Consider the following 25931-nt stretch of genomic DNA (forward strand, 5'->3'; position numbering starts at 1 on the left):
GGCCTTCTCACCTGATATGATGAGAAGGCCAAAAAAGCATACGTATCCCCAAGAAAAGAACATACGTATATTGTATTCCGACTTCCTTCTCAACCTCACGGGGTTGGGTTAAAGGACTGTATTATATTACTTTATTTTTAGCACTCTTCTATTGTATTGTCAAATAAAGAGGAAATTATTATGTGTAAAATATTTCAAAAAACATTTCGTTCTTCTTGACGCCGACTTCATTATTTTCCCATAATAAAACTAACTAAATAAAAAGGAATGAATCAAAGATGCTAAATTTAGTACTCATGATGATTGAACGAGTCGGACTTATAGTTATTTTAGGATTTTTACTCTCTCATATTAAAACTTTCAGGCGCCTCCTTCATAAACAGGACGGCTATGTAGATAAGCTTAAGCTTATTTGTATTTTTTCGGTATTTACAATTGTAAGCAATTACACTGGGATTGAAATAGCAGGAAATACGATTATGAATGAAAATTGGTTACAAGGTGTTTCTTCGTCAAGTACAATTGCGAATACGCGTATTATGGGTGTTGGTATTAGTGGCTTACTTGGTGGCCCTATCGTAGGGGTTGGAGTAGGGTTTATTGCTGGTATTCATCGTTATATGCTTGGTGGTACGACAGCGCTAAGTTGCGCAATCTCTTCTATTTTAGCGGGGATTATAACTGGTTATATCGGATATATTTTCAAAAAATATAATCGTACAATTACTCCTAAGTTTTCAGCAGTTTTAAGTGTTTTTATTGTATCTTTAGAAATGGTTATGATTTTATTAATTATAGAGGATGGAATTAGCGTTGTGAAAACAATAGCGATACCGATGATTCTTGTAAATAGTTTTGGAAGTTTTATTTTACTTTCTATGATACAAGCTATTTTGCGTCAGGAGGAGAATGCAAAAGCACTTCAGACTCATAAAGTATTGCGTATTGCTGATAAAACGTTACCGTATTTTCGTCAAGGTTTAACAGAAGAATCGTGTAAGCATGTGGCACAAATTATTCACCGCTTTACAGGAACGGATGCGGTATCTTTAACAGATACAGAGAAAATATTAGCGCACGTTGGATTAGCATCAGATCACCATATTCCTTCACATAGTTTAATAACTGGTTTATCAAAAGAGGTTTTACATACAGGGCAAATAATGAAGGCGAAATCACGTGAGGTTATTAATTGCCAACATGAAAGCTGTCCCTTACAAGCCGCTATTGTTATTCCACTAACTTCACATGGAAATACGATAGGTACATTAAAACTGTATTTCAAAAATTCTAACCAGTTAAGTCGCGTTGAAGAAGAATTGGCAGAAGGGTTAGCAAAGATATTCTCCACGCAGTTAGAGTTAGGAGAAGCTGAGTTGCAAAGTAAATTACTTCAAGATGCGGAGATAAAAGCATTACAAGCGCAAATTAACCCGCACTTTTTATTTAATGCGATTAATACAGTATCAGCTTTATGCCGAACAGATGTAGAAAAAGCAAGGAGGTTATTATTACAGCTGAGCGTGTATTTTCGTTGTAATTTGCAAGGGGCACGTCAGTTATTGATTCCACTAGAGCAAGAATTAAACCACGTACAGGCATACTTATCACTAGAACAAGCAAGGTTCCCAAATAAGTATGAGGTAAAGATGTATATTGAGGATGAGCTAAAGACAACTTTAGTACCACCATTCGTTCTTCAACTATTGGTTGAAAATGCATTGCGACATGCTTTTCCGAAGAAGCAACCAATATGCGAAGTGGAAGTGCATGTTTTTGAAAAAGAGGGTATGGTTCACTTTGAAGTAAAAGATAATGGACAGGGAATTGAGGAAGAACGTTTAGAACAATTAGGAAAGATGGTAGTTTCATCAAAGAAAGGGACTGGAACAGCTTTATATAATATTAATGAACGTCTTATTGGGTTATTTGGGAAAGAAACGATGCTTCATATCGAAAGTGAATTAAATAAAGGGACGGAGATTACCTTTATTATTCCAAAAAAAGTAGGGGAGGAAGAGCCGGGTGTTAAAAGTATTAGTAGTTGACGATGAAATGTTAGCACGTGATGAACTAAAGTATTTATTAGAGAGAACGAAAGAAGTTGAGATAGTTGGTGAGGCTGATTGTGTGGAAGACGCATTAGAAGAACTAATGCAAAGTAGACCAGATATTGTGTTTTTAGATATTCAATTATCCGATGATAACGGATTTGAAATCGCGAATATATTAAAGAAGATGAAAAATCCACCTGCAATTGTATTTGCTACTGCCTATGATCAATATGCGCTGCAAGCATTTGAAGTAGATGCGTTAGACTACATTTTAAAACCATTTGATGAAGAACGTATTGTGCAAACATTAAAGAAGTATAAAAAACAAAAACAAGCGCAAATAGAAACGAAGCACGAAATAAAGGGGACAGATGTAGCAGCAGAGATGCATAAATTAGCATTACCAATTGAAGAATCAATCGTACTTGTGAATATTGAAGACATTATATATGTAGGGCTTGTAGATGGGAAAGTAACAGTAAAAACAATGAGGGAAACGTATGTAACACATGATACACTTGTAATTTTAGAGAAGAAGTTACCACAAGCAAGCTTCATGCGCATCCATCGTAGCTTTATTGCGAATATTAATCATATTACTGAAATTCAGCCATGGTTCAATTCTACTTATAATTTAATCATGAAAGAAGGATCGAAAGTACCTGTTAGCCGTACATATGCAAAAGAACTCAAGAAGCTGCTTCGTATTTAAGAAGCAGCTTTTGTATTTCATCCTTTTATATTTGTAACTGATTCTGTATATTTGACGTTCCGTTATGTAAACGCTTACTTTAGTGTTTATATCCTATACAATAAAGGTACCAAATCGAAAGAGGTGGCCAAAATGAGTACGAAAAAAGTATATAGTTTCTTATCACAAGCATTTATATTCTCAGCTATTATGTTAATTTCAAATATTATTGCAACGCATTTACCAATTCCAATGCCTTCATCGGTAATCGGGTTAGTTATTTTATTTAGTCTATTATGTTTAAAAGTAATTAAATTGGAGCAAGTTGAATCACTTGGAACAGCTTTAACTGGTATTATCGGATTCCTTTTCGTCCCATCAGGTATTTCAGTTATTAATTCTCTTGGTGTAATGGGGCAATACTTTGTACAAATTTTAACTGTAATTGTTGTAGCAACAGTTATTTTACTCGCTGTAACAGGATTATTTGCACAATTCATTTTAGGAAAAGATGAAAAAGAAACAGAAGATACAAAAGAATTGAAAGTAGTAAATAAAGGACGCAAGCACGGAAAGGTTGCGTAACCATTGAATTTATATATTGTTAGGAGGTAATGAACATGGCAAGCACAATGACTCCATATTTCGGAATCGTCGTTTCATTAATCGCATACGGAATCGGAACATTATTATTCAAGCATTCAAAAGGGTTCTTCCTATTTACACCATTATTCGTAGCGATGGTATTAGGGATTGTCTTTCTAAAAGTAGGTAACTTTACTTTTGAAGAATATAATACTGGTGGAAAAATGATTAGTTTCTTCTTAGAGCCAGCAACAATTGCATTCGCTATCCCACTATATAAACAAGTTGATAAGTTGAAAAAATATTGGTGGCAAATTTTATCAGCTATCGTGGTTGGATCTATTTGTTCAGTAATTGTCGTGTTCATTGTTGCAAAAGCAATCGGTTTAGATACAGCAGTAATGAATTCAATGCTACCACAAGCAGCAACAACAGCAATTGCGTTACCAATTTCAGAAAGTATTGGTGGTATTCCTGCAATTACATCGTTTGCGGTTATTTTCAACGCAGTTATCGTATACGCATTAGGAGCATTATTCTTAAAAACATTTAGAGTGAAACATCCGATTGCAAAAGGTTTAGCACTTGGAACAGCGGGCCATGCATTAGGAGTTGCAGTAGGATTTGAAATGGGTGAGGTAGAGGCAGCGATGGCAAGTATTGCTGTAACGGTAGTTGGGGTTGTAACAGTAGTTGTCATCCCGATGTTCATGCCATTCATTGGATAGTAAAACTTACTTAAAAAATAAGAAAAGCAAGCTATTTGTAGGACAGATTTCTACTGATAGCTTGCTTTTTATGTTACAGTAGTGGTAAGACCTATTTAAAAAAATGTAAGTTTCCTTAAATCTTCATTAATACTATGTAGAATACGTTTTGAATTAGGTCATTGTATTGTAAAATAAGAAGTAAGATACTATATACCTGTTAAGGTAGGCATATAATGAGTTTATAAAAATCTTAATATGAATGAATAATTAAAAGTAGAAAAGAGAGAGAAATCTACTTATTAACGTTTTAGTTTATAGGACAGGAGAGAGTATTCGTCAATTATGCAAATAAAAAACCTGTTTCAAAGCAAAGGATTTCAGAGGTTACTCGTATTAGTAATACTTGCTCTCGTGTTATACGGGCTGCAAAGTATGTTGAATTTAATATTAATTACGTTTATTCTCACGTATTTAATGGATCGATTTCAAAAGTTTATTTCCCGCAAATTAGATCATTTCATGCCTATTAATCGAAAAATTATTATAGCATTTCTATATGTAATGTTAATTGGTGGAATTGCTATTACGCTATTTAAATATTTACCAGTATTAACGATACAAATTTCACAATTGATTTACCAATTCAATGTATTTTTAAGAAACCCACCAGATAGTGAACTAATTAGGTATGCAGTTAATGCTGTCAATCATATGGAGCTTTCTAAATATGTAGGACAAGGCGTAGACATTTTGTATAAATCGATTACGAATGTTGGTAAATTTGGCCTTCAAGTTTTACTTTCTTTAATTTTGAGTTTGTTTTTCTTACTAGAAAAATCTCGTATTGTTGGTTTTACTGCAAAGTTTAAAGAAAGCAGGCTTGCAATTTTCTATACTGAAATTGAGTACTTTGGAAAGAAATTTGCACGCTCATTTGGAAAGGTAATCGAAGCGCAATTTTTAATTGCTGTTGTTAACTGTGTTCTTTCAGTTATCGCATTATGGATATTAGGATTCCCGCAATTATTAGGTTTAGCGTTAATGATTTTCTTGCTTGGCTTAATTCCAGTAGCGGGGGTTATCATTTCGTTATTCCCACTTTGTATGATTGCTTACAATATTGGCGGTATTATGTACGTTGTTTATATTTTAATTATCGTAACAGTGATTCATGCGCTTGAAAGTTACGTATTAAATCCGAAGTTTATGTCGCAAAAAACAAATTTACCGATTTTCTATACTTTTATGGTATTAATTTTCTCAGAGCACTTCTTAGGTGTATGGGGACTGATTATCGGTATTCCAATTTTCATTTTCTTATTAGATGTCCTAGATGTGACAAGTGATGAAATGGAGAAGGATGTTGGAACGAAATAAAGTGAAGTAGAGAAAAAGCATCGATGTTCGATGCTTTTTCTTTTATAACATTATGTTTCTTATGCCATACTGTAAGGAGAATATAGAATAGGGGTGAAGTAATGGCTGTAAATGAAAAGGTAGAATTGGCTACATTTGCTGGAGGGTGTTTCTGGTGTATGGTTTCTCCATTTGAAGAGATGGAGGGAATTATACAAGTTGTTTCAGGTTATACAGGCGGTCATAAAGAGGACCCAACGTATAAAGAAGTGTGCTCAGAAACAACAGGACATTATGAAGCGGTACAAATTACATTTGATGCAAACAAAATGCCGTATGAGGAATTGTTACATATATATTGGAGACAAATTGATCCGACCGATATTGGAGGACAATTCCACGACCGCGGACAGTCTTATGAAACAGTGATTTTTTATCATAATGAAGAACAACATAAAAAAGCAGAAGCCTCAAAAGAAGAACTTGAGCAGAGTGGGCGCTTTTCAAAACCAATTGCGACAAAAATATTGCCAGCAGCTACATTTTATCCAGCTGAAGAATATCATCAAGGATATCATAAGAAAAATACATTCCGTTATGAGTTATATCGTAAAGGCTCAGGACGAGATGCTTTTATTAAGCAACATTGGCCAAAGGATAATGCTCATTTAAAAGAAAAACTCAATGAGATGCAGTTTTATGTAACGCAGGAAAATGGTACAGAACCACCATTTCGAAATGAGTATTGGAACCATAAAGAGGAAGGTCTTTATGTAGACATCGTTTCAGGTGAGCCGTTGTTTACTTCTCTAGATAAATTTGATAGTGGATGTGGATGGCCTAGTTTTACAAAACCAGTTATGTCAGCAAGTGTGAAAGAAAAGATGGATGTGAGTCATAATATGACACGTACAGAAGTGAGAAGTAAAGAAGGAGATTCACATCTTGGACATGTATTTCCAGATGGTCCAGGACCGAATGGACTTCGTTACTGTATTAATTCCGCAGCTCTTCGATTTATCCCGAAAGGGGAGTTAGAAAAAGAAGGATACGGTGATTTCTTAATCTTGTTTGGGAATAAAAAATAACCTCGCAGTTAGCGAGGTTATTTTTTTGCTATTTTGTTTTTTTCTTTTTAAATTTGCTTAATACTTCATAAACGATTGGAACAATAAGAAGTGTTAATAATGTTGAACTTGTTAATCCACCAATTACCGTTACACCAAGTCCTTTAGAAATTAAGCCGCTACCTTCAAATCCTAATGCAAGCGGGATAAGAGCCCCGATTGTTGCAATTGCAGTCATTAAAATCGGACGAAGGCGTGTTGCACCAGCTTCTAATAAAGCTTCACGTGTTGATAAACCTTCATTTTCTTTATGAATAACGCGGTCGATAAGCACGATTGCGTTTGTTACAACAATGCCGATTAACATAAGCGCCCCAATCATTGCAGATACACTTAATGTTTCACCAGAGATTAATAAGGCAACAAGAGCCCCAATAATTGTGAATGGTAGCGAGAATAGAATTGCGAATGGTGCAAGGGCACCGCCAAATGTAACGACAAGAACGAAGTATACAATGGCAATCGCCGCTAACATCGCTAGGCCAAGTTGCTTGAATGATTCTTGAATATCTTTAGTAACACCACCCATAGAAACATCTACACCAGAAGGAAGATCCATTTTATCTACTTCTTTTTGGACTGCAGCAGATGCTTTTGAAACGTCATCAGATGTTAATTTTGCACTAACCTCTGCATAAACACGGCCATCTCGGTGTGTTACTGTATTCGATGTTTCACCTTCTTTTACAGTCATAACATCTTTCACAGCTACTTCATTACCAAGTGGTGTTGTAATTTTGCGATTTGTTAAGTCATCGATTGTTTCATAATTTTGTTTTTCAGCTTCTACATATACATTGATATCTTTACCGTCTTTTTTAATAGTTGTCAGAACAGGGCGGTCATGTTGATTAGAAAGTCCCATTCCAATTTGAGCAGCCGTTAAGCCCATTTTACTTAGCTTTTCTTGATCTGCGACTAAAGTGTACTCTGCATATGTTTTTGCAATACTAGAATCTATATCTTTTAAGTCTTTATTTTTCTTCATGATATTTTGAATATCTTTTACGACAGGCTTAATGTCTTCTGAGCTATCTCCGTAAACGTATAGTTTAATTTCATTACTACCGCCACTTGCTCCGAAGTCTTGGTTTTTCCATTCACCTTTGCCAGACATCTTCTGTAAATCTTTAACGACTTGTTCTTTTTCTTTTTCGAAGTTTTTCGTGTCGTTATCATATTGAACGAAGAACATAGCTTGATTTGTTTGACCAGGGCTCATTGGGTTCTCTCCACCTAATGAGAACTGAATTGTTTTCACGTCTTTATTATCTTGGAAGTGCTTTTCAGCTTTCGTTGCAATTTTTTCAACGTCTTCTAATGTTTGACCTGGTTCAGGTTTGTATGTTGCGATAATCATTTTTTCTTCTTCAGAAGGTAAGAAACTTACACCGATAACGGGCACAAGTGCGAGACTACCAACTAATAGAAGGACAGCAATACTAGATGTAATAATTTTGTGATTTAAAGCCCATTCAAGTATACGTTTATACCCATTTGCTAATTTGCTCGGTTTCTCTTCATGATGTACCTCTTTTTCTCTCATGCTTTCTTTCTTAAATAAGGAATGAGCAAGCATTGGTACGATTGTAACAGCCACTAGTAACGACGCTAATAAAGCGAAGACGATAGTTAAGGCAAATGGTAAGAACATTTCACCAATCATACCTTTTACAAGTCCTAGAGGTAAGAATACAGCGATTGTCACAATGGTAGAAGACATAATCGGGATAAACATTTCTTTCGTAGCTTCACGAATTAAATCTTTTCCGCGCAATTTCTCTTCTGATAACGACATACGTCGGTAAATATTTTCAATAACAACAATTGAGTCATCAACAACACGGCCTATAGCCACTGTCATTGCTCCAAGCGTCATAATGTTAAGCGTAATATCCATTTGCTTTATGACTAAAACAGCAATTAATAAAGAAAGTGGTATTGAAACGACAGAGATTAACGTTGTTCGAATATTTCGTAGGAACAGCATAATAATAACAATCGCAAAGATAGCGCCGAAAATTGCTTTGCTCAGCATTGTTTCAACTGATTTTTCAATAGGTGCACCTTGGTCGAATGTTGAAATGATCTCTAAATCTTTATATTTTTTCTCAAGATCTTTTACTTTATCTTTTACTGCATTTACAACATCAACTGTATTTGCATCAGAGGCCTTCACAATTTGAATTCCAATTGCTTCTTTTCCATTTGTTCGAGAAATGGATTCTGCTTTCCCAACTTCTTTAATGTCAGCAATTTCGTCTAATGTAACTGTTGGAATTCCGTTCATAGCAGCTGGGTTCATTTGCGGCGTTTGTGCACCAGCGCCAGCATTTTGACTACCTTGACCGTTAGGTGATGAAGGTATAGCTGGGATTTTAAGTTCTTTTAACGCTTTAATCGTTGTAATATTGCCATCTACAACAACTGATTTTTCCGTGTCTTTAAACGTGTATAAGCCAAGTGGTAAAGATACGTCCGATCCCTTAATCACATTTTTTACAGTATCTTCACTTAGTCCTAATTCTTTCATTTTATCTTTCTTGAAGACGAGCTGTACTTCATCTACTTGTTGACCTGCAATTTGAACAGATGCAACACCATCAAGTCCTTTTAATCCTGGTACAACATTTTTCTCTACATTTTCAGTTAAGGTAGCTAAAGATTCATTCTTGCTTGCTACGCTTAACGAAATAACAGGAAAAGCATTGAAGTTTACTCGTGAAACTTTAGGATCTTTAACACCTTCTGGGAGTTTTACATTCGTGAGAGCTTCTTTAATTTCTGTTTCTGCTTTTTCCATATTTTTATCAAAATCGTATTCTACTTGAATAGAAGATGCGTTTTGAAAAGATGATGAGCTCACAACGTTAACACCGCTTAAATTTTGTAGTTGTTCTTCCATCGGCTTTGAAACTTTATCAGCTACTTCTTCTGGTGTAGCACCAGGATAGACCGTAGTTACTGTCACAATCGGTGTTGTAATATCAGGAATTGTTTCCAGCTTCATATTGAGTCCAGAGTAGATCCCCGCAATAGTAACAATAATGGTTAGTAGCCAAACTGCGAACTTATTTTTTAACGAGAAATTGATGATTTTGTTCATGTTTGCGCTCCCTTTTTATTATATTGACCAACTGGTCAGTCTAATACATAATATAACTGACCGTTCGGTCAAACGTCAATAAAAAGAGATGGTATAATACATTTATAATAAGATGCGAGATTAAATTTAGGAGAGAAGATATGAAAGAAAAAGAGTGTTTAATTATAGAAGCGGCTATGAAGTTATTTGCTACTAAGGGTGTAAATGCGACATCAGTGCAGGAAATTGTGACAGCTAGTGGTATATCTAAGGGAGCTTTTTACTTATATTTTAAATCGAAAGATGAGCTTTTATTAGCGACGCTTCGATATTATTATGACAAAATCCAAAAGAAGATGCTGGATATTGAACAAGAGTCTTTATTACCACGTGAAAAATTTGCAAAACAATTACATTGTCAGTTTAATGATATACAAAAGCATAAAGAATTTATTATTATGCATGCGAGAGAAAATGCGATTCCGTTTAATAAAGAAGTTGAAGAATTTATGATGCGGATGAAGTTAGAGTCTCATGCATTTTATCGGAATAGTTTATTGTCCATTTATGGTGAAAAGGTTATGCCATATTTATTGGATTTAGTAATTATAGTGGAAGGCATATGCCGTGGGTATTTAGAATTAATTATTTTACAAGCAGCAGAAATTGACTTATCTTATGTCTCTGCTTTTATTTTAAAAAGAGTAGATAATTTAGTAGATGGATTGGTAGAATCTTCGGAAGAACCTATTTTACATGAAGAAAAGCTTGGAGAATTCCTTTGTAAATCAGAGCTCATTAAGGAACAAGTTAAAGAGCATTTTTTAAAAGAAATTATTGTATTTAAGCGTAATTTAGCTGATCAATTAGAGGATGATGAATTGCTAGTAACATTAGATGTTTTAGAGGCGGAAATGCGATTGCTTAATCCAAGAATTCCGGTAATTAGAGGTATGTTAGCAAATTTAGAGGCGTATCCAGAATTAAAAGAATTTCGATTACGCCTTATAGGATACTACAATATAAAAAATTCTTAATAAAAACAAGTAAAAAACTCCTTGTCTACACAAGGAGTTTTTTCTTAAAGACTACTTACTATTTTGAGACCATTTTTCAACATCCCAAACCTTTGTGATCCAATCTTCATAGAATTCCGGTTCGTGACATACAAGGAGAATTGTTCCTTTATATGCTTTCATAGCCTTCTTAAGTTCTTCTTTTGCTGTAACATCAAGATGGTTTGTCGGCTCATCAAATAGTAGCCAGTTACTTTCTTCACCCATTAACTTACATAAACGAACTTTTGCTTGTTCTCCACCACTTAATTGACTTAATGGGCGAGAAATATGTTCATTTTTTAATCCGCATTTTGCTAACATCGCACGAATTTGATGCTGGTCTAGGCCAGGGAATGTATTCCATACATCATCAATTGGTGTTATATTATCAGCTTTAACTTCTTGCTCAAAGTATGCAGGCTCTAAGAAGTCACCAAGACTTGTTTTACCGTTTAAAGGTTTAATTTTACCTAAGATTGTTTTTAGTAACGTTGATTTACCAACACCATTACATCCAACAATAGCAATTTTTTCACCACGCTCAATTGTCATTGATAGCTTTGGTAGTAGCGGATGTGTATATCCGATTTCTACATTTTCACCTTCAAAGACGAAGCGACTACTTGCACGACTTTCTTTAAATGAGAATTCAGGTTTAATTGCTGTTTCCGGACGATCAATAAGTTCCATGCGATCAAGTTGTTTTTGACGACTCTTTGCACGACCTGTCGTTGAATAACGAGCCTTGTTCTTTGCAATGAAGTCTTCTTGCTTTTTGATAAACTCACGCTGCTTTTCATAAGCGTTTATATGTTGATTTTTATTGATTTCTGCTAGTTCTAGGAATTTTTCATATGTCGCTGTATAGCGCGTCATTTTTGTGAATTCTAGATGGAAAATAACATCAACACATTTGTTCATAAATTCTGTATCATGAGAAATTAATAAGAATGCATGTGGATATTCTTTTAAATAAGTTGTTAACCAATGAATATGTTCAACGTCTAAATAGTTAGTAGGTTCATCAAGCAATAACACTTCTGGTTGTTCAAGTAATAGCTTTGCAAGCAATACTTTTGTACGTTGTCCACCACTTAGTGCTGAAACATCACGATCTAAACCAATAGCATCAATTCCAAGACCACGTGCAGCCTCTTCGATTTTCATATCTAGTAAATAGAAACCACCTGCTTCAAGTGCATCTTGTATTTCTGCCATTTGTTCAAGAAGTTCTTCTAGTTCTTCTGGTGTAGCAGTTCCCATTTTTTCTGTAACTTCATTTAAAGCCGTTTCCTTTTCGAATAACGGTAAAAATGCATCCGCTAGTACGTCACGAATTGTACGTCCAGGCGTTAAAACCGTATGCTGATCTAAGTAACCGTAATGTGTGCCTGGTGTCCATTCTACACGACCTTCGTCATGAATGAGCTGACCAGTAATGATATTCATGAATGTTGATTTACCAACACCGTTTGCACCAACTAATCCAACGTGCTCACCTGCTAATAATCGCATAGATACATCTTTAAATAATGTACGATCGCCAAATGTATGTCCTAATTTTTCAACTGTTAATAAGCTCATAGTATCCTCCGTCCAACTTGAAATAGTACCTTGAATCATGATACTAAATTCTTTCATATAATGCCATCATTTCAAAATGTATATTTTTTCAAAAAAAGGGTTGCATTAATTTTCTGAAAATATATAATATAATTGAACAGTGGTTAATTAAATGTGTGAGGTATGAAATATGTCGCCAAGGAAAGCAGTTAAACAAGAACTAACAAGAGAAATGATTATGAATGTAGCTAGGGGGCTATTTATAGCACAAGGATATCAACATACTTCAATGCGCAAAATTGCAACAGAACTTGGATATAGCCATGGTTCGATTTATTATCATTTTAAAAACAAAGCAGAGCTATTTTACGCAATGGTGGAACAGGATTTTCAATTATTAAATAAAAAGTTAGATGAAATTTGTAATCAAAAATTATCGAGAGAAGAGCAACTAAGAGCAGTTTTATTCGGTTTTATTGAATTTGGTCTAAGAAATCAGAGTCATTATGAAATTATGTTTTTAATTAAAGATGCCGAATTAAAAGAGTGTTTGGCAAATAGTCCTAATGTTAGCTATGAAAAATTTGCGAAGGTTATTTCTTCTTTATGTGATGGGAAATTAAATGCGATGATAATATGGTCTGTTTTTTTATCATTACATGGATTTGTAGCACATTATTGCAGAAGTGGTCAAACGTTTGAAGAACTACAAGGTTTGGCTAAAGTACATGTAGAGTTTATTTCAAAATCGCTTCTTATGTAAGTGATTTTCTTTTTAACATTAATTGAACGGTGGTTAATTAATTTAGGAGGGGATTTATAATGAAAAAGGCTTTAGTATTAGGTGCTTCTGGTTCAATGGGTTATGCAATTGTAAACGAATTATGTGGCCGAGGGATTCATGTAGTTGCTTTTGCAAGAAATAAGGAGAGATTAGGTGCATTATTTTCTGGGAACAAACATGTAGAAGTTGTAGCAGGCGACGTATTTATACAAGAGGATATAATGAATGCTGCTAAAGATGTTGATATTATATTTCATGCTGTAAATATTCCGTATTCAGATTGGGAGAAACAACAAGAGAAATTATTAATAAACATATTAGAGGTATCGAAACATTACGGTATCAAACTAGGAATAGTTGATAATATTTATGCGTATGGAAGGCAAGGGGAAGGGCTTGTAAAAGAAGATGCTAAAAAGAGACCACAAACAAAGAAAGGGAAGATTCGTTTACAACTTGAAGAGATGGCAAAACAAGCTAATGTACGAATGTTTATTGCTCATTTCCCAGACTTTTATGGTCCAAATGCAGAAAATACACTTGTCCATCATACATTAAAGGGAATACTTGCAAATAAAATGTCTAGCTTTGTTGGAGATAAAAAGATTGCCCGTGAATATATTTTTACACCAGATGGTGCAAAAGCGATGGTTGAATTAGCTTCACATGATGAGGCCTATGGACAAAATTGGAACATACCAGGTTATGGTGTCATTACAGGTGAGGAAATGATTCAACACATACGGGAATTAACGGGATATACCAAACGAATAATAGCTGTAAAAAGAGGAATGATCCAGTTCATTGGTCTGTTTGATAAGCAGATGAAAGAATTTGTGGAAATGCTATATTTGACGGAAAAACCAGTTGTATTAAGCGGGGAGAAATATGAGAGGTGTATCGGGGAGATACCAAAAACTTCGTATTATAATGGGCTAAAAGAAATGATTATATCTATGCAAAAAAAGGGTGTGTAAATGTTAGGATATAAAAAAGTTACTTCTACCTATAGAAGTAACTTTTTTGTTAAGCCTTTTGTTTAACTTCACTAACTTTCTTTTCAGCTACAATAAAATGCGGTCTACGTTTTGTTTCATAATAAATACGACCGATATATTCACCAATAACACCTAGGAATATGAGTTGAATACCGCCAATAAATAGTATAGCGGAAATGAGAGTAAAGTAACCAGGAACTTCCACACCACCGAGGATGATTTGAACGAACGTAGTGATTACGTATAAAAGTCCTAAAATGGTTGTTAGTAATCCAAGATATATAGATAGACGTAACGGTTTATTATTGAATGAAATTACACCATCAATTCCATAATTTAATAATTTCGAGAAGGTCCATTTACTTTCTCCATCAGAACGTAATACATTTTCATATTCAATGATTAATTCGTTATAACCGATCCAAGAAAATAAGCCCTTTGAAAATCGGTTGTATTCACTTAAAGATAATAAAGAATCTACTGCTCTTCGACTTAAAAGTCTAAAGTCACCAATACCGTCTACTAATTCAATATCTACAAATTTATTCATCACTTTATAGTAAAGACGAGAGACGAAAGAGCGAACGGGTGAATCACCAGTTCTTGTTCTTTTTGCAATGACTTGGTCGTAGCCGTCGTTATATCCTTCTAACAGTTCTTTTATTAACGTAGGAGGGTGTTGTAAGTCAGCATCCATAATAACAATTGCATCGCCTGTAGCATATTTTAAACCTGCTAACATTGCAGCTTCTTTTCCGAAGTTTCGACTAAACGATATATAGTGTACCGATGAATCTGCACTAGCTAAATCACGTAAAATATTTAAGGTATCATCTTTACTACCATCATTAACAAAAACAAATTCATAATCGGTAGTTAATTTATGAATTTCAAGAGAAGTCTCTGAATAAAAGGCACGAAGCACCTTTTCCTCATTGTAGCATGGTACAACGATTGAAAGAGTCATTTTTGACACTCCTTGTTTGTAGTGGGTTAAAACAATGTTATGCGTTTTTATATGAAGCTATCCAATTGGATAGCTTCATGATTCATTGATTGCTCATTATTGCTTTTTAAAAGAAAATTTTCGTCGTGCTTTTGGATTTTTGAAAATTAGTAAAGCTATACAGATAATTAGTGAGATGATTGATATAGTCATACCTAATTTGAAGTAAGGTGTAACGTAAGTCATTTCGATTACATGTGAACCTTTTGTAATTGGAACACCGATAAAGGCAGAATTCGCTTTCGTAAATTCTGTTTCTTTCCCATCAATTTTTATAGTCCAGCCTTTACTATATGGGACAGATAGATATAAGAGCCCGTCTTTATTTGATTTGATATCCCCTTTTAAATAATTGTTCTTATAATAAATATTTTCAAGCCTATTTTCAGTTAGTTTTTTTGTTTCTTTTTGTATACTTTCATAGTTTACAATATTTGCTTGCAAGTCACCTAATTCATACTCACCTGCCATATCAATAGAGATAGTTAGGTTTTCTGGACGCTCATTGCCCAAATTGTAAACAAACCTTTCTAACGGATAAGAGTATGCACCAGCATCGTCCCCTTTTCCTATCGTTTTTCCATTAACAGTTGCATTGAATGTGCCTGCATTTTTTAATTTTAATTCTATCAGTAGATCACCAGGTGTATCAGGATAATTGATAGGTACAATCATATTTCCAAAGCCATGAACAATTAGTTTATTTTCTTGTTTTTCCATGTTTTCGAATTTTGCTTTTTCCGTTTTAATAGATACTGCCTTTGATTTAAGGTCTTGTTTATTAAAATGGTTTAATGAAAATTCTTTTGTATTATTAACGACAACAGCATGTAATAATAATTGATCACGCTGAGCGAAGTTTAATTTAGAAAATTCTTCTTCACTGATAGCCGAATCATATACATATCCTAACGGTAAAGCATAGTCATTTTTGTAAATATTATATGGTCCTACTTGCTGTAATAGTTTATATCCATAAGGTACATTCTTTGAATCTGTATCAGCACTTAATACGCGATATTTTATACCTAGCATATTTTCGAGTAGTAGTCGACTATCAGCTTGATAAAACATTGAAGGTGTATCGTACATTTGGAATACGCCATATTTATTTTTCATAAAGTCATGGACATAATAATTAACCAAGCTTTGATACGTACTTACGCCATGATATCCTTGTAGCATTGGTGTGTTATATTCGCTATATGGATTAAGAATACGATAAAAGTCTTTATCATTTTCTTGTATGTAGCGAATTGCAGCAATTTCTTCTTGATTATCATAGCCTGGTTCGTGTAACTTTTCAGTTGAAATCTGGCTCTGTCCGTAAACTGTGCTAAGTATATTATTCGCATACATATAATTCATAGAAATTGAGCTAACGAGTACGTTCAATACAACTAAAAATTGTATGAAAGGTTTAGAAATATAACGCCATAAACATACTGTAATAACAGAAAGAACGACAGTTCCGAGTAAAATGTTATCAACGTCTTGTAAAGGTTTATCAGTTACATTTATATTTGCCTTTCTATAAAATGCATAAATGAATAATCCAATAGACACTAATAAACTTATTAAATAAGGTAATTTGTAGTCTTTCTTATGAATAATCATCCAATCTAGAATGTATGCAATTGTTTGGGCAATTACAAATACAAATAAATAAAACCATCTAGATTGCATTGCTGAAAAACCATTAAACATAGAATATGTATATGGAAGCATAAACAGAATGAACATGAATAACGTAAAGAATACTTTATTCTTAACGAGTTTATCACGTATAAACATTCCAAATACGATTAAGAATAAAATTAAAGCTGGTAAAGCTAATTGATGATTTTCAGCATTATACATGAAGAAAATATTTTCCATTAAATCTTTATAAAATTTATCTTCAAATAATAATGGTATCTCAAACTTTTTTGATAGTCGATCAGCGCTAAATACGGCATTAACTGATGGGAGGAAGCAAACGGCGGCTAAACCGAGTGATAATCCGTACAATAAACCGATTCTAATATAATAAGTTAGAAAAGAGACAATCGTTTTATTTTGTTGTGTCGCAAAGTATTGGAATAATGCATAAATAAATATGAAAATACTTGTGATAAAAGCAAAATAAAAGTTTGATGCTAACATTAAAGTAGCAGCGATTAGGAAAAGGCCGTGCTTCTTTTCAATAATATATTTATCAAGTCCCCATATTACTAATGGTAAAAATACAATGGCATCAGCCATGAAATCCCATAGTAAAGAGTGGCGGATGAAAGTAATACAGCCACCATATATAATAGCAGCAACAAAAGATGAGAATGCTGTTTTATTATGGTAACGTAAAGAACCATACATGAATACCATAGCTAAAAAGTTTTTTAAAATACTCATGTATAATTTCACGTCATATACTTGCTCAAGACTTAGTTTAGGTAGTAACAGTGTAATCCAGAAAAACGGTGATGTGCTGTAATAATAACTAAACTCTCCAAATAAATCTCCACCTAATCCATAATCAAAAGACCAAAAAAGGTTGCCATCTTTAAAGGCATGTTGTAGAAGAAACGTAAAAAAGCCAAATTGACGTAACGCATCCCCTGTACCAGAAAAGGCTTGATTAGATGTTAAAAAGAAATAATGAAAAGCAAAAGCGCACAATAATAATATTGGCATAATTATCATTGTTTTCTTGGAAAAGAATTTATTATTCGGCTTTATGCTCATAAAAATTGATAATCCTCCTTTGAAAGTCGTTACATGTAACAACTAGTTTTTAGGTAGCATATAAAAACACACCAATTTTTAAAGGTGTGTTCTTTAGTTTTAACATGAGAAAATATATATTTTTGTTGAAGCATATATATTTTTACAAGCGTTGAAGTTCATAGTTTACATGTAATTTAGTATAAGGCATTTTCAGAAAGTAAGTCAATTTGAGCTGGAATATATAGCATTTTTTTACTGAAGAAAAATGATGGTATATAAAAAAAGCAAAAAGCTTTTCCATTTTTAAATAGGAAAAGCTTTTTGCTTTTAAGCATGTTTGCGAATGAGCTTTTGTTTTATAAACCCTAAAACAAATCCACGTATTTGAGGATCAATTCCAATTCCAATTATACCGTATAGTATACCAGTAAGAGTTAAAGCAATTAGTGGCGGTAAGTTGATTAATGCAATTCGGTATATACCGTAACTAATAATAAAGGCTAAGGAATTAAATATAACTCCTTTAACTAATAATTGCATGCCTTTACGAATAAAGAGGGTAAATCCGATTAATAGTGTAATTTCGGTAAGGATAGCTGCGGCAGCTGCTCCCATCATTCCATATTTACTACCTAATACAATATAACCTATGATGGCAACAACTAATCCAATAGTCATTGTTGTTGCACGTTTCCATTGCTGGCCAATCGTTGTTAAATTATCGGCTAGTGGATAGTTAATTGATTGTAAAATAACCATAAACGCTAGAATAGCAAGAGCGTCACCAGCGGGAGCGTATTCTTCTCCTAATAAACTAACAATCCAGAAACTTGGATCCGCAATAAAGGGGATAGAAATTCCGATTCCTAAAAAAGACATAAGTTTTAATTCAAAACTTGATAATTTTCTATGTTCTTCAATATTTTTCTCATTACCAAAAGCAAAAAGCCTTGGATAAAAGGCCGCTGCAATTACCCCAGGTATTTGATATAGTACAGCAGGTATTTTAGATGCAGCACCAAAGAATCCAACTTGATTATACGTTGAAACCTTTTCTAATATAATAGGGCCCAATTGTGGTAAGAGCATAATGATGATGCCATTGATTGTAAAAATAAGTAGTTGATCTAAAATGCCTTTATCCCAACCCTTATGGACCTTCGTATAACGTATTGTCATTATAAAGGCGATAACACCTGTTACAAGACTAGATACCCCGTACATGGCAGCAACCATCATAAGTGACCATTGGAAAGACATCCCTAGTAATAGGGCAGCAGCAGCAGTTACACCTTGTAGTACAGAAATAATAGCTGTAAATTGCATGCGTTCTGTTACTTGGAAGTAAGCCATTCCAACACCTTGTAAGGTTGCTCCGAACATTGTTGGTAGAACAACCCAATATACCATCGCGCGTAAGTAAGCATCGGGATAGAAGAACTGGGCAAAAATAGCGAAAAGTACAGAAATTACGATAGCTAATATTAAACGAATACGTAAGTAACTACTTATTAGCACGCTAATATTAGCATCGCTTCTCGTTCCTTCACGCATAAACGTATGTGTTAAACCTGCATCTGTAAAGTAACAAATAACAGCTGAAACTGCTAACGCAGTTGTAAACATACCGTAATCACTTGGAGAAACATACCTTGCAAAGAAAATTGTTGCAATAGCCAGTACAAAACGGACAGTAATGTTTCCTACAAACAGGTAGGATGCGTTTTTTAGAATTTTATTTGTTTTCATGAGAAAAGACCTTTCTATTCTTTAGGACCCGGTTAGCTTGTCCTATTTGTAAATTTGATTTGTTCACAGAAAGAGAGAGTATCGTTATATTTTCAGTTTAAGAAAACAGAAATTTAATTCGTACAAACCAAAGCATTGCATATAGTTTTTTACTACGTTTTCCATTCTTTGAATAGATTTTACGGCAATATTTCTTTATATCTTTTTTGATTAATTGAACTTGTGATTTATCTAATTGAGAGTTTTCTTTAATATATATACAAGCGTTATTGATGACTGTATAAGGGAATAAATAAGTCTCAAGAATTTCAATAAGTAACTGAGAATCTTTTGTAATGAAATCTTGAGATTTATTATGTACCCATTCCTTCATACGATTGAATACTTCCAGCTCTTTTGTCGTTTTTAATTCATAATCTTTATACTTAGAAGAAAGATTTCCTTCTGATAAGATTCTATAATAAGTTAAGTATTCATGGACATAACATACATTTGTCACACTCATAAGTTTAAATAAAAACTCTAAATCTTCGCCCCAACTACATTCTGGTGTAAAACGAATGTTATGATCCATTACGATGGATCGTTTGAAAATCCAAGTACTTGTTTGAGCAACAACTTGATGCGTTAGGAATGCTTTTGCCATATCACCTTTAATAAAGTTTGTTGTATGTTCAACCTTCTCACCTGTTTCTTCGTAGAAATTCATATAACCACAATAGCAAGCGTCCATGTTGTTTTTATGCATACTTTCGACTTGCTTCTCAATTTTAGTTGGATGCCATAAGTCATCGCTATCAAGAAAAGCGACATATTCTCCACTAGCATTTTCAATACCCGTATTACGAGCTACTGAAACACCTTGGTTTTTTTGATGAACGTATTTTACTTGCCCTGGATATTTTTCAGCAAGGTTTTTCACAATAGAAGGTGATTGATCTTTACTTCCATCATCTACAATTACAATTTCGATATTTTTATATGTTTGATCTAGTATTGACTGCATCGTTTCTTCAATATATTTTTCCGTGTTATACAGGGGTATGACAACAGAAACAAGTTGCTTTTGTTCCATCATAGAATTTTTATCTCCTCAAGTTTTTTATGTCTTGCATCATATATACAAGCCTTTTGAAAGGAAGAAGATTACAAGAACATCTGTATAAGTTTAACGCATATAAACTTTGTAAATCAACTTTCTATTAAAAAGGTGGCGGGAAGTTAGATTCTTATGGTTAATTCTCGTATTTCAAACAGCTTTATCATGTCTATTGCATATAACTTCTTATTCATGTCATTTTAACTTATTAGTTAAGTAGGATGTATCTATCTTAACGATTGTGAAGGCGAATAAATTATTATTAAGAATAAAAAACCTCTTAATTTTTGCAATAAATTAAGAGGTTTTTTATATTAGCTATGAAATATTAGGTTAGTCTTTGTCTGGCTCAGTTGCATTTAATTTTTGCTTTAGTAACGCATAATCTTGCGTTAATGTTACAAGTTGATGATGTTGTTTAGAAATTTTTCTTGTTAGGTCAAAAATTAAGATGAAACAGAATAATAGTCCAAATAAGAATAAAATGGAAGGGGGATATTCTACTTTTAATAGTTTTCCAATCCAGTTTATAATTTTATCGGTAGAACTTAAAATAGCCATTGCAATACAAACAAAAATCCATAAAACAGCATATTTCGTTTCTAAAGTTCCACGGCGAATGGAATTAATAATTAATAATAATAATAATAAAATAAAGATGAATGAAAAGGTAATTATAGGCATTTATTATCAACCTTTCACGATTTTTTGCATCAATATAGCAAGACTTACTTTAATCATGTAATATGCAGATTTAAAAGGTGTGATAGAAGATTGTCCACCTTGTCGCTCTTGCATATTTACAGATATTTCATTAATGCGAAGTTTTTTCTTTTTTAAATGAATAAGAACTTCTGGTTCTGGATAATCTTTTGGATAGTTGTGTGCAAAAATTTTAATTACTTCTCGATTGATAGCACGATATCCAGAAGTTGGATCCATAAATGTTTGTTTTGTTAGTACTTTCAATAAGGCAGTAAAATAAAAAATACCGATCCTTCTGGAAATACTACCTTTATATGCTGTTTTTTCTGTAAAACGTGACCCTAGCACCATATCGCATTCATCTTCAGCGATAGGCTTTATAATTTTATATAAATCATCTGGATTATGTTGTCCATCAGCATCGAACTGAATCGCAATATCATATCCGTTCTCATATGCGTATTTATATCCAGTTTGTACAGCTGAGCCAATACCTAGGTTATATGGTAAATTCACAAGGTGAACAGGAAAATCTTGTACGATTTGAGCTGTTTTATCGTGTGATCCATCATTAATAACACAAATGCTTAATCCTGTAAAATGCTGTTTTAGTTTTAATAATCTTGTTAATGTATCTGCAATTGCTTCTTCCTCGTTATACGCTGGAATAATAATTAACGTTTTTGGTATTGAAATTGGTACTTCAATAGTCATTACCGCACCATCCCTTATATACTTAATCATATTATGGTTATTTTTAAACGAACTTTATTTAATATACCATTAACAGTATAACAAAATAAAGGAAAAGCTGGTGCATGATTTAGGAGAACAGATTGAGAATAAAATGGTAAGAGATGATATTTTGTATAAAAAAATACATGCAAGGAAGAAAAAATCTGTGCATGTATATGGAAGAGTATTGTATTAAATATTCCAAGGTTTATTTAAAGTTAAAACCTCAGCCATTTCTTTGCTTTTTAAACGTCCTTTTTTTCTATTTTCCGCACGTTCTGAACCGGTTGTGTATAACCAATGTTCTTCCTCAGTTTCAGGTAGTACTTGTGGTACCGACGAAGGTTTTCCATCTTTTATTGCTACAAATGTAATGAAGCAAGTAGCAGCAATTCTACGCTCGCCTGCTAATAAATTTTCTGCGATTACTTTTACGAAAACTTCCATTGAAGATTTCCCTGTATAACATACAAATGCTTCATAACAAACAGAATCAGCCTGGTGAATTGGAGTTAAAAAATCAACTGAATCAATAGATGCTGTTACGCAATGTTTACGACTATGTCTTGCAGCCGCAATCGAAGCAATACTATCAATTTCTGCTAATAATTTCCCTCCAAAAAGTGTTTGGTGATTATTTAAATCGTTAGGAAAAACACGTGTTGTCTTAATTGCTTTAGATTCTCGCATGAATTTCTTTTCCATATATTCAGCCCCTATAGTCTGTTTTCAATCAGAATAATATGTGTAAGCGGATTACTCATATTAGATATTTAATGAAGTAAAGTGTATTCCAAAAGAGGATTATTTAAACTTCTGTATTTGTATTCATGTAACTGAAAGAAAATTTATTTTATCTAAAATGTAGTGTAAAAGAGGATTCGCTTACATTGCAAGTAAAAAGTAATGACTATGTATTTGTCATAGAAATTCTCTATCAGCCGTGTACTCATTCATGATAGAATCGTTTTGTTATGAATGGAAATAGAGGTGCAATGGACATATGAATCATATACAAACAAATTTTTCATCTTTCTTTAATAAAATTACAATCGGTGCGATGCTCGCATTTTTTGTTTATAGTTGTTGGGCAGCATTTGAGAAAAGTAAGCAATTTTTTGGAGGAAGTACAACAAGTGTAACAATCATATTAGCAATTTTTATCATACTCATTTTGTTAGTGGCATCAATTCTACAATATCGTTTTACAGATAAACAATTTCTTATTTTTCTTATAAGTATATCTATAGTTGTGAGACTTAGTATGCTGTTATTTGTAGACGCTCCAATAATTGGTGATCTGAAAGTGATGTATGAGTCTGCAAAGCAGATTGCAATTGGTAATAATATAGAGACTGTAACTCATTTGCCTTTTATTATATATGAGTCAGTAATTATTCGTATATTTGGTGATACATTATTCGCTTTACAACTATTTAATGTGTTATTTTGCGCAGGAACCGCATTTTTTATTTATCGTATTGCAGCAATGGTTTTTGGAGAAGAATGCGGTCGTATTGCTTCTATCTTTTATGCTCTGTATATTCCAAATATATTCATGAGTTCCGTATTAACTCCTGAGTCACTTGCAATATTTTTATTTTATTTTGCTTGTTACATACTTTTATATAAAGGATTAGATCATCCTTATATGTGGGTATTTTCAGCAATTTTATTTGCATTTAGTAATATGATTTTCCCAATGGGATTATTTCTTCCTATTTTTATCACGGTATATGTATTATTAATCGAAGTATTTCAATCAGCAACGAAACAAAAGGTGTTACTAAAGATGATAGGGATACTTATTCTATTTTATAGTGCCCATTTTGGTGTGAATTATGGAATTAAGACAATGGGAATGTCACAATATACGATTGCGAATGAGACGTATGTTCAATCTGTTTTAATTGGAAAAACGCAACATGAAGAAAAAATATCGAAAAATCAAAGTGTAACAGAGCATATTGATCAAAAGTTAAAAGAGATTGAGGGAGAAAGATTTAAACTTTTAGAACCGATGATAAATCAGTTTTCAGATGAGGGGATAAATTCTATTCTTTTCAAATATGAAAAACTGATATATATAGCCGTAACATTGTTTATGACTATAGCTCTATTACACTTCCTTATTAAGAAACAACAAAATGAGGGATATATGTTGTTCTTATTTTTAATTAGTGGATACGTATTGTTAAAGCTCTTCCAAGTAGATATGGCATATTACAATGTAATTATGCCAGCATTGTTTATTTTGCAGAGCTTTGGTGTTTATATGAGTTATGTGTATTGTCAAAAAATATTTTTCAGAAAATAAAAAGAATCCATTCTGGATTCTTTTTTTGATGGAAGATGAAATTTAGTAGTCAGTGCAAATGGAAAGTATGCCTGACCTGAATTTTATCCCGCTATTTTCCGGACAGTAAGCCACCCACCTCAAAATTCAGCGAAAGCAAAGAAGTTAGGTGGGGGCCCTGCTACTCGTAAAATCCCGATTGGTGAGGGTTGATTATATCTTATCGATTTAGTTCTAGTTGTAAATTATCGGCTGTTAGAGCCATTTGTGAGGAATCATCTTGAATTCCTTTCATTACTTGTGAAATAGCTTGTAGCTCATGTTCAATTTTCTTATTCTGTTCTTTTGAGTTAGACATATCTTTTACAATTTCTTGGAAGTATCGATCTGTTGCCGACATACTATCGGTTCCTTCTGATACGAGAGAGCTAATTTGTTTCACGGAAGACGAGACACGGGTAATTTGTTCATTTGTTTTTTCGACGAGCTTTGTAACGTTAAATATAGATTCTTTCGTTTGCTCTGATAATTTTCGGATTTCACCAGCAACAACAGAAAACCCCTTCCCAAATTCTCCAGCACGTGCAGACTCGATAGCAGCATTTAGTGCGAGTAAATTTGTTTGCTCCGCGATTGATTTAACGATATCTATGATTTCGTTAATTTTGTTAGAAATATCGAGAAGTTCATGAGTATCTGTAATAATCGTTTCCATATTCATTTGAATAGATCCCATTCGTTTGTTTTGCTGGTTTAATTGTTCTTTCCCTTTATTCGCTTTTTCTTCAGATGTTGTAGCTAATGATGTACCTGTTTTAGCAATTTCTACAATAGTTTCAGATTTAGCGGTTAGTTTTTGAATAGAAGAGCTTGTTTTTTCAGATACAGCAGCTAATTCTGTTGCGATATGCGTAATTGTCATAGCAGTTAGTTCTTTTTCTTTCTCATGCTCTCTTTGCATTCTTTCATATTCAGATTCATAAGCTGCAAGAACAAGTTCTTGTTCAAGAGTGAATAATTTATTTATAACATTTATAGAATAGGAAAAATCATCGATTGTTGTTATTTTTGTTTGCAAAATCTTCATGATAGAGCGGAATAATTCTTGATAAGCAGCAGTATACCATTTTCGATGTAAACCAATTTGTACATGCCTTTTGGCAATTCTAACACGCTGTTCAATAAAATCTTCATGCATATTGCCGCTGAATAATTCTTTAATATGTGTTTTTAAAGTTTGTTTTAGTTTTGGAATAGAGCTGTAACGTTCAATAATAGTAATTAAATTAGGTTGTTTTGTAATGTTGGCATAAAATTTTTCAGTAATCCAATCAATTTCTGCATAAATAAAAGGCTGTAGTACTTTTACAACTTGTAAATCTTCTTTTGAAATATGTAGCATATCCATTTGAATTTTCAATTCAGAATTAGTAGGTACATTAAAAGTTATTTGTTGGTCCTTACTTAATTCGATTATACTGGCATTTTTTTTATTAATATTTTTTTTGAAAACCCCAAGCATCATTCTTCCCCCTGTATATAAAACGTTTTCAATTTTAAAACTAATATAGAGTAATTATATATGCTTATATATAATTACTCTATATTAGTTTGTTGAATAGTA

20 protein-coding genes and 1 pseudogene are annotated in these 25931 nt (G+C 33.2%); 10 read left to right on the plus strand and 11 right to left on the minus strand.

Translation table 11 applies throughout. The features are described 5' to 3' along the window. Positions 1 to 278: 278 nt before the first annotated feature. From lytS to msrB, 6 genes are all read left to right on the plus strand, one after another. Positions 279 to 2048, plus strand: coding sequence for a two-component system sensor histidine kinase LytS (gene lytS, locus CQ064_RS15715; protein ID WP_000933593.1), 1770 nt, complete (start codon positions 279 to 281; stop codon positions 2046 to 2048). Continuing rightward, the gene (locus CQ064_RS15720; RefSeq protein ID WP_000921848.1) at positions 2026 to 2766 is read left to right on the plus strand and encodes a LytR/AlgR family response regulator transcription factor; all 741 of its coding nucleotides are present in this window, start codon (positions 2026 to 2028) and stop codon (positions 2764 to 2766) included. The genes lytS and CQ064_RS15720 overlap by 23 nt, the downstream gene beginning before the upstream one ends. 132 nt (positions 2767 to 2898) lie before the next feature. Continuing rightward, complete coding sequence (gene lrgA / locus CQ064_RS15725) at positions 2899 to 3330, plus strand: antiholin-like murein hydrolase modulator LrgA (RefSeq protein WP_000104901.1); 432 nt, start codon at positions 2899 to 2901, stop codon at positions 3328 to 3330. A 35-nt stretch (positions 3331 to 3365) separates the two neighbouring features. Continuing rightward, entirely contained in the window at positions 3366 to 4058 is a 693-nt protein-coding gene (gene lrgB / locus CQ064_RS15730; protein WP_000168866.1) for an antiholin-like protein LrgB, read from the plus strand. A 324-nt stretch (positions 4059 to 4382) separates the two neighbouring features. Then, positions 4383 to 5417: an AI-2E family transporter gene (locus tag CQ064_RS15735; RefSeq protein WP_001166013.1), complete on the plus strand. Its 1035-nt coding sequence runs from the start codon at positions 4383 to 4385 to the stop codon at positions 5415 to 5417. Between the two features lie 101 nt (positions 5418 to 5518). Further along, positions 5519 to 6484, plus strand: a complete 966-nt coding sequence (gene msrB, locus CQ064_RS15740; RefSeq protein ID WP_000290178.1) for a peptide-methionine (R)-S-oxide reductase MsrB — start codon at positions 5519 to 5521, stop codon at positions 6482 to 6484. Positions 6485 to 6512: 28 nt separating this feature from the next. On the opposite strand, the gene CQ064_RS15745 is transcribed toward msrB, so the two are convergent. Further along, positions 6513 to 9629 (minus strand): efflux RND transporter permease subunit, encoded by a 3117-nt coding sequence (locus CQ064_RS15745; RefSeq protein WP_001033497.1) that lies wholly within the window; start codon positions 9627 to 9629, stop codon positions 6513 to 6515. Positions 9630 to 9769: 140 nt separating this feature from the next. Between CQ064_RS15745 and CQ064_RS15750 the strand changes: the two genes are divergently transcribed. Next, on the plus strand, positions 9770 to 10645 hold the full coding sequence (locus tag CQ064_RS15750) for a TetR/AcrR family transcriptional regulator (RefSeq protein WP_000659535.1): 876 nt from the start codon (positions 9770 to 9772) through the stop codon (positions 10643 to 10645). A gap of 51 nt (positions 10646 to 10696) precedes the next feature. Here the strand turns inward: CQ064_RS15750 and CQ064_RS15755 are convergent, their stop codons facing one another. Next, positions 10697 to 12250 carry an ABC-F family ATP-binding cassette domain-containing protein gene (locus CQ064_RS15755; RefSeq protein ID WP_002083531.1) on the minus strand — a complete coding sequence of 518 codons (1554 nt, stop codon included), beginning with the start codon at positions 12248 to 12250 and terminating at the stop codon, positions 10697 to 10699. Positions 12251 to 12419: 169 nt separating this feature from the next. Between CQ064_RS15755 and CQ064_RS15760 the strand changes: the two genes are divergently transcribed. Together CQ064_RS15760 and CQ064_RS15765 are read left to right on the plus strand one after the other, a co-directional pair. Beyond that, complete coding sequence (locus tag CQ064_RS15760) at positions 12420 to 12992, plus strand: TetR/AcrR family transcriptional regulator (RefSeq protein WP_000074955.1); 573 nt, start codon at positions 12420 to 12422, stop codon at positions 12990 to 12992. 59 nt (positions 12993 to 13051) lie between these two features. Beyond that, a complete protein-coding gene (locus CQ064_RS15765) occupies positions 13052 to 13990 on the plus strand; it encodes an NAD(P)H-binding protein (protein ID WP_000709948.1) in 939 nt (312 codons plus the stop codon). Between the two features lie 49 nt (positions 13991 to 14039). On the opposite strand, the gene CQ064_RS15770 is transcribed toward CQ064_RS15765, so the two are convergent. From CQ064_RS15770 to CQ064_RS15800, 7 genes are all read right to left on the minus strand, one after another. Further along, positions 14040 to 14978 (minus strand): glycosyltransferase family 2 protein, encoded by a 939-nt coding sequence (locus tag CQ064_RS15770; protein WP_000175825.1) that lies wholly within the window; start codon positions 14976 to 14978, stop codon positions 14040 to 14042. 96 nt (positions 14979 to 15074) lie between these two features. Further along, the gene (locus tag CQ064_RS15775; protein ID WP_000023707.1) at positions 15075 to 17741 is read right to left on the minus strand and encodes a YfhO family protein; all 2667 of its coding nucleotides are present in this window, start codon (positions 17739 to 17741) and stop codon (positions 15075 to 15077) included. Between the two features lie 309 nt (positions 17742 to 18050). After that, complete coding sequence (locus CQ064_RS15780) at positions 18051 to 19472, minus strand: oligosaccharide flippase family protein (RefSeq protein WP_000856130.1); 1422 nt, start codon at positions 19470 to 19472, stop codon at positions 18051 to 18053. Positions 19473 to 19569: 97 nt separating this feature from the next. Continuing rightward, positions 19570 to 20550 (minus strand): glycosyltransferase family 2 protein, encoded by a 981-nt coding sequence (locus tag CQ064_RS15785; RefSeq protein WP_000970530.1) that lies wholly within the window; start codon positions 20548 to 20550, stop codon positions 19570 to 19572. 354 nt (positions 20551 to 20904) lie between these two features. Continuing rightward, positions 20905 to 21255: a DUF2304 domain-containing protein gene (locus CQ064_RS15790; RefSeq protein WP_001121774.1), complete on the minus strand. Its 351-nt coding sequence runs from the start codon at positions 21253 to 21255 to the stop codon at positions 20905 to 20907. A 6-nt stretch (positions 21256 to 21261) separates the two neighbouring features. Next, a complete protein-coding gene (locus CQ064_RS15795; protein WP_000151539.1) occupies positions 21262 to 21990 on the minus strand; it encodes a glycosyltransferase family 2 protein in 729 nt (242 codons plus the stop codon). Positions 21991 to 22203: 213 nt separating this feature from the next. Further along, on the minus strand, positions 22204 to 22716 hold the full coding sequence (locus CQ064_RS15800; protein ID WP_000412123.1) for an acyl-CoA thioesterase: 513 nt from the start codon (positions 22714 to 22716) through the stop codon (positions 22204 to 22206). Positions 22717 to 23014: 298 nt separating this feature from the next. Here CQ064_RS15800 and CQ064_RS15805 point away from each other — a divergent pair, with 298 nt between their 5' ends. Then, positions 23015 to 24328, plus strand: coding sequence for an ArnT family glycosyltransferase (locus tag CQ064_RS15805; protein WP_001015630.1), 1314 nt, complete (start codon positions 23015 to 23017; stop codon positions 24326 to 24328). 199 nt (positions 24329 to 24527) lie between these two features. Here the strand turns inward: CQ064_RS15805 and CQ064_RS34430 are convergent, their stop codons facing one another. Beyond that, the gene (locus tag CQ064_RS34430) at positions 24528 to 25268 is read right to left on the minus strand and encodes a methyl-accepting chemotaxis protein (protein ID WP_372584669.1); all 741 of its coding nucleotides are present in this window, start codon (positions 25266 to 25268) and stop codon (positions 24528 to 24530) included. A 15-nt stretch (positions 25269 to 25283) separates the two neighbouring features. Further along, positions 25284 to 25832, minus strand: a pseudogene (locus CQ064_RS34435) (protoglobin family protein); the annotation flags it as partial. Between the last annotated feature and the right edge of the window lie 99 nt (positions 25833 to 25931).

The organism is Bacillus sp. MYb78 (genome assembly GCF_002975115.1).
GTDB lineage: Bacteria > Bacillota > Bacilli > Bacillales > Bacillaceae_G > Bacillus_A > Bacillus_A cereus.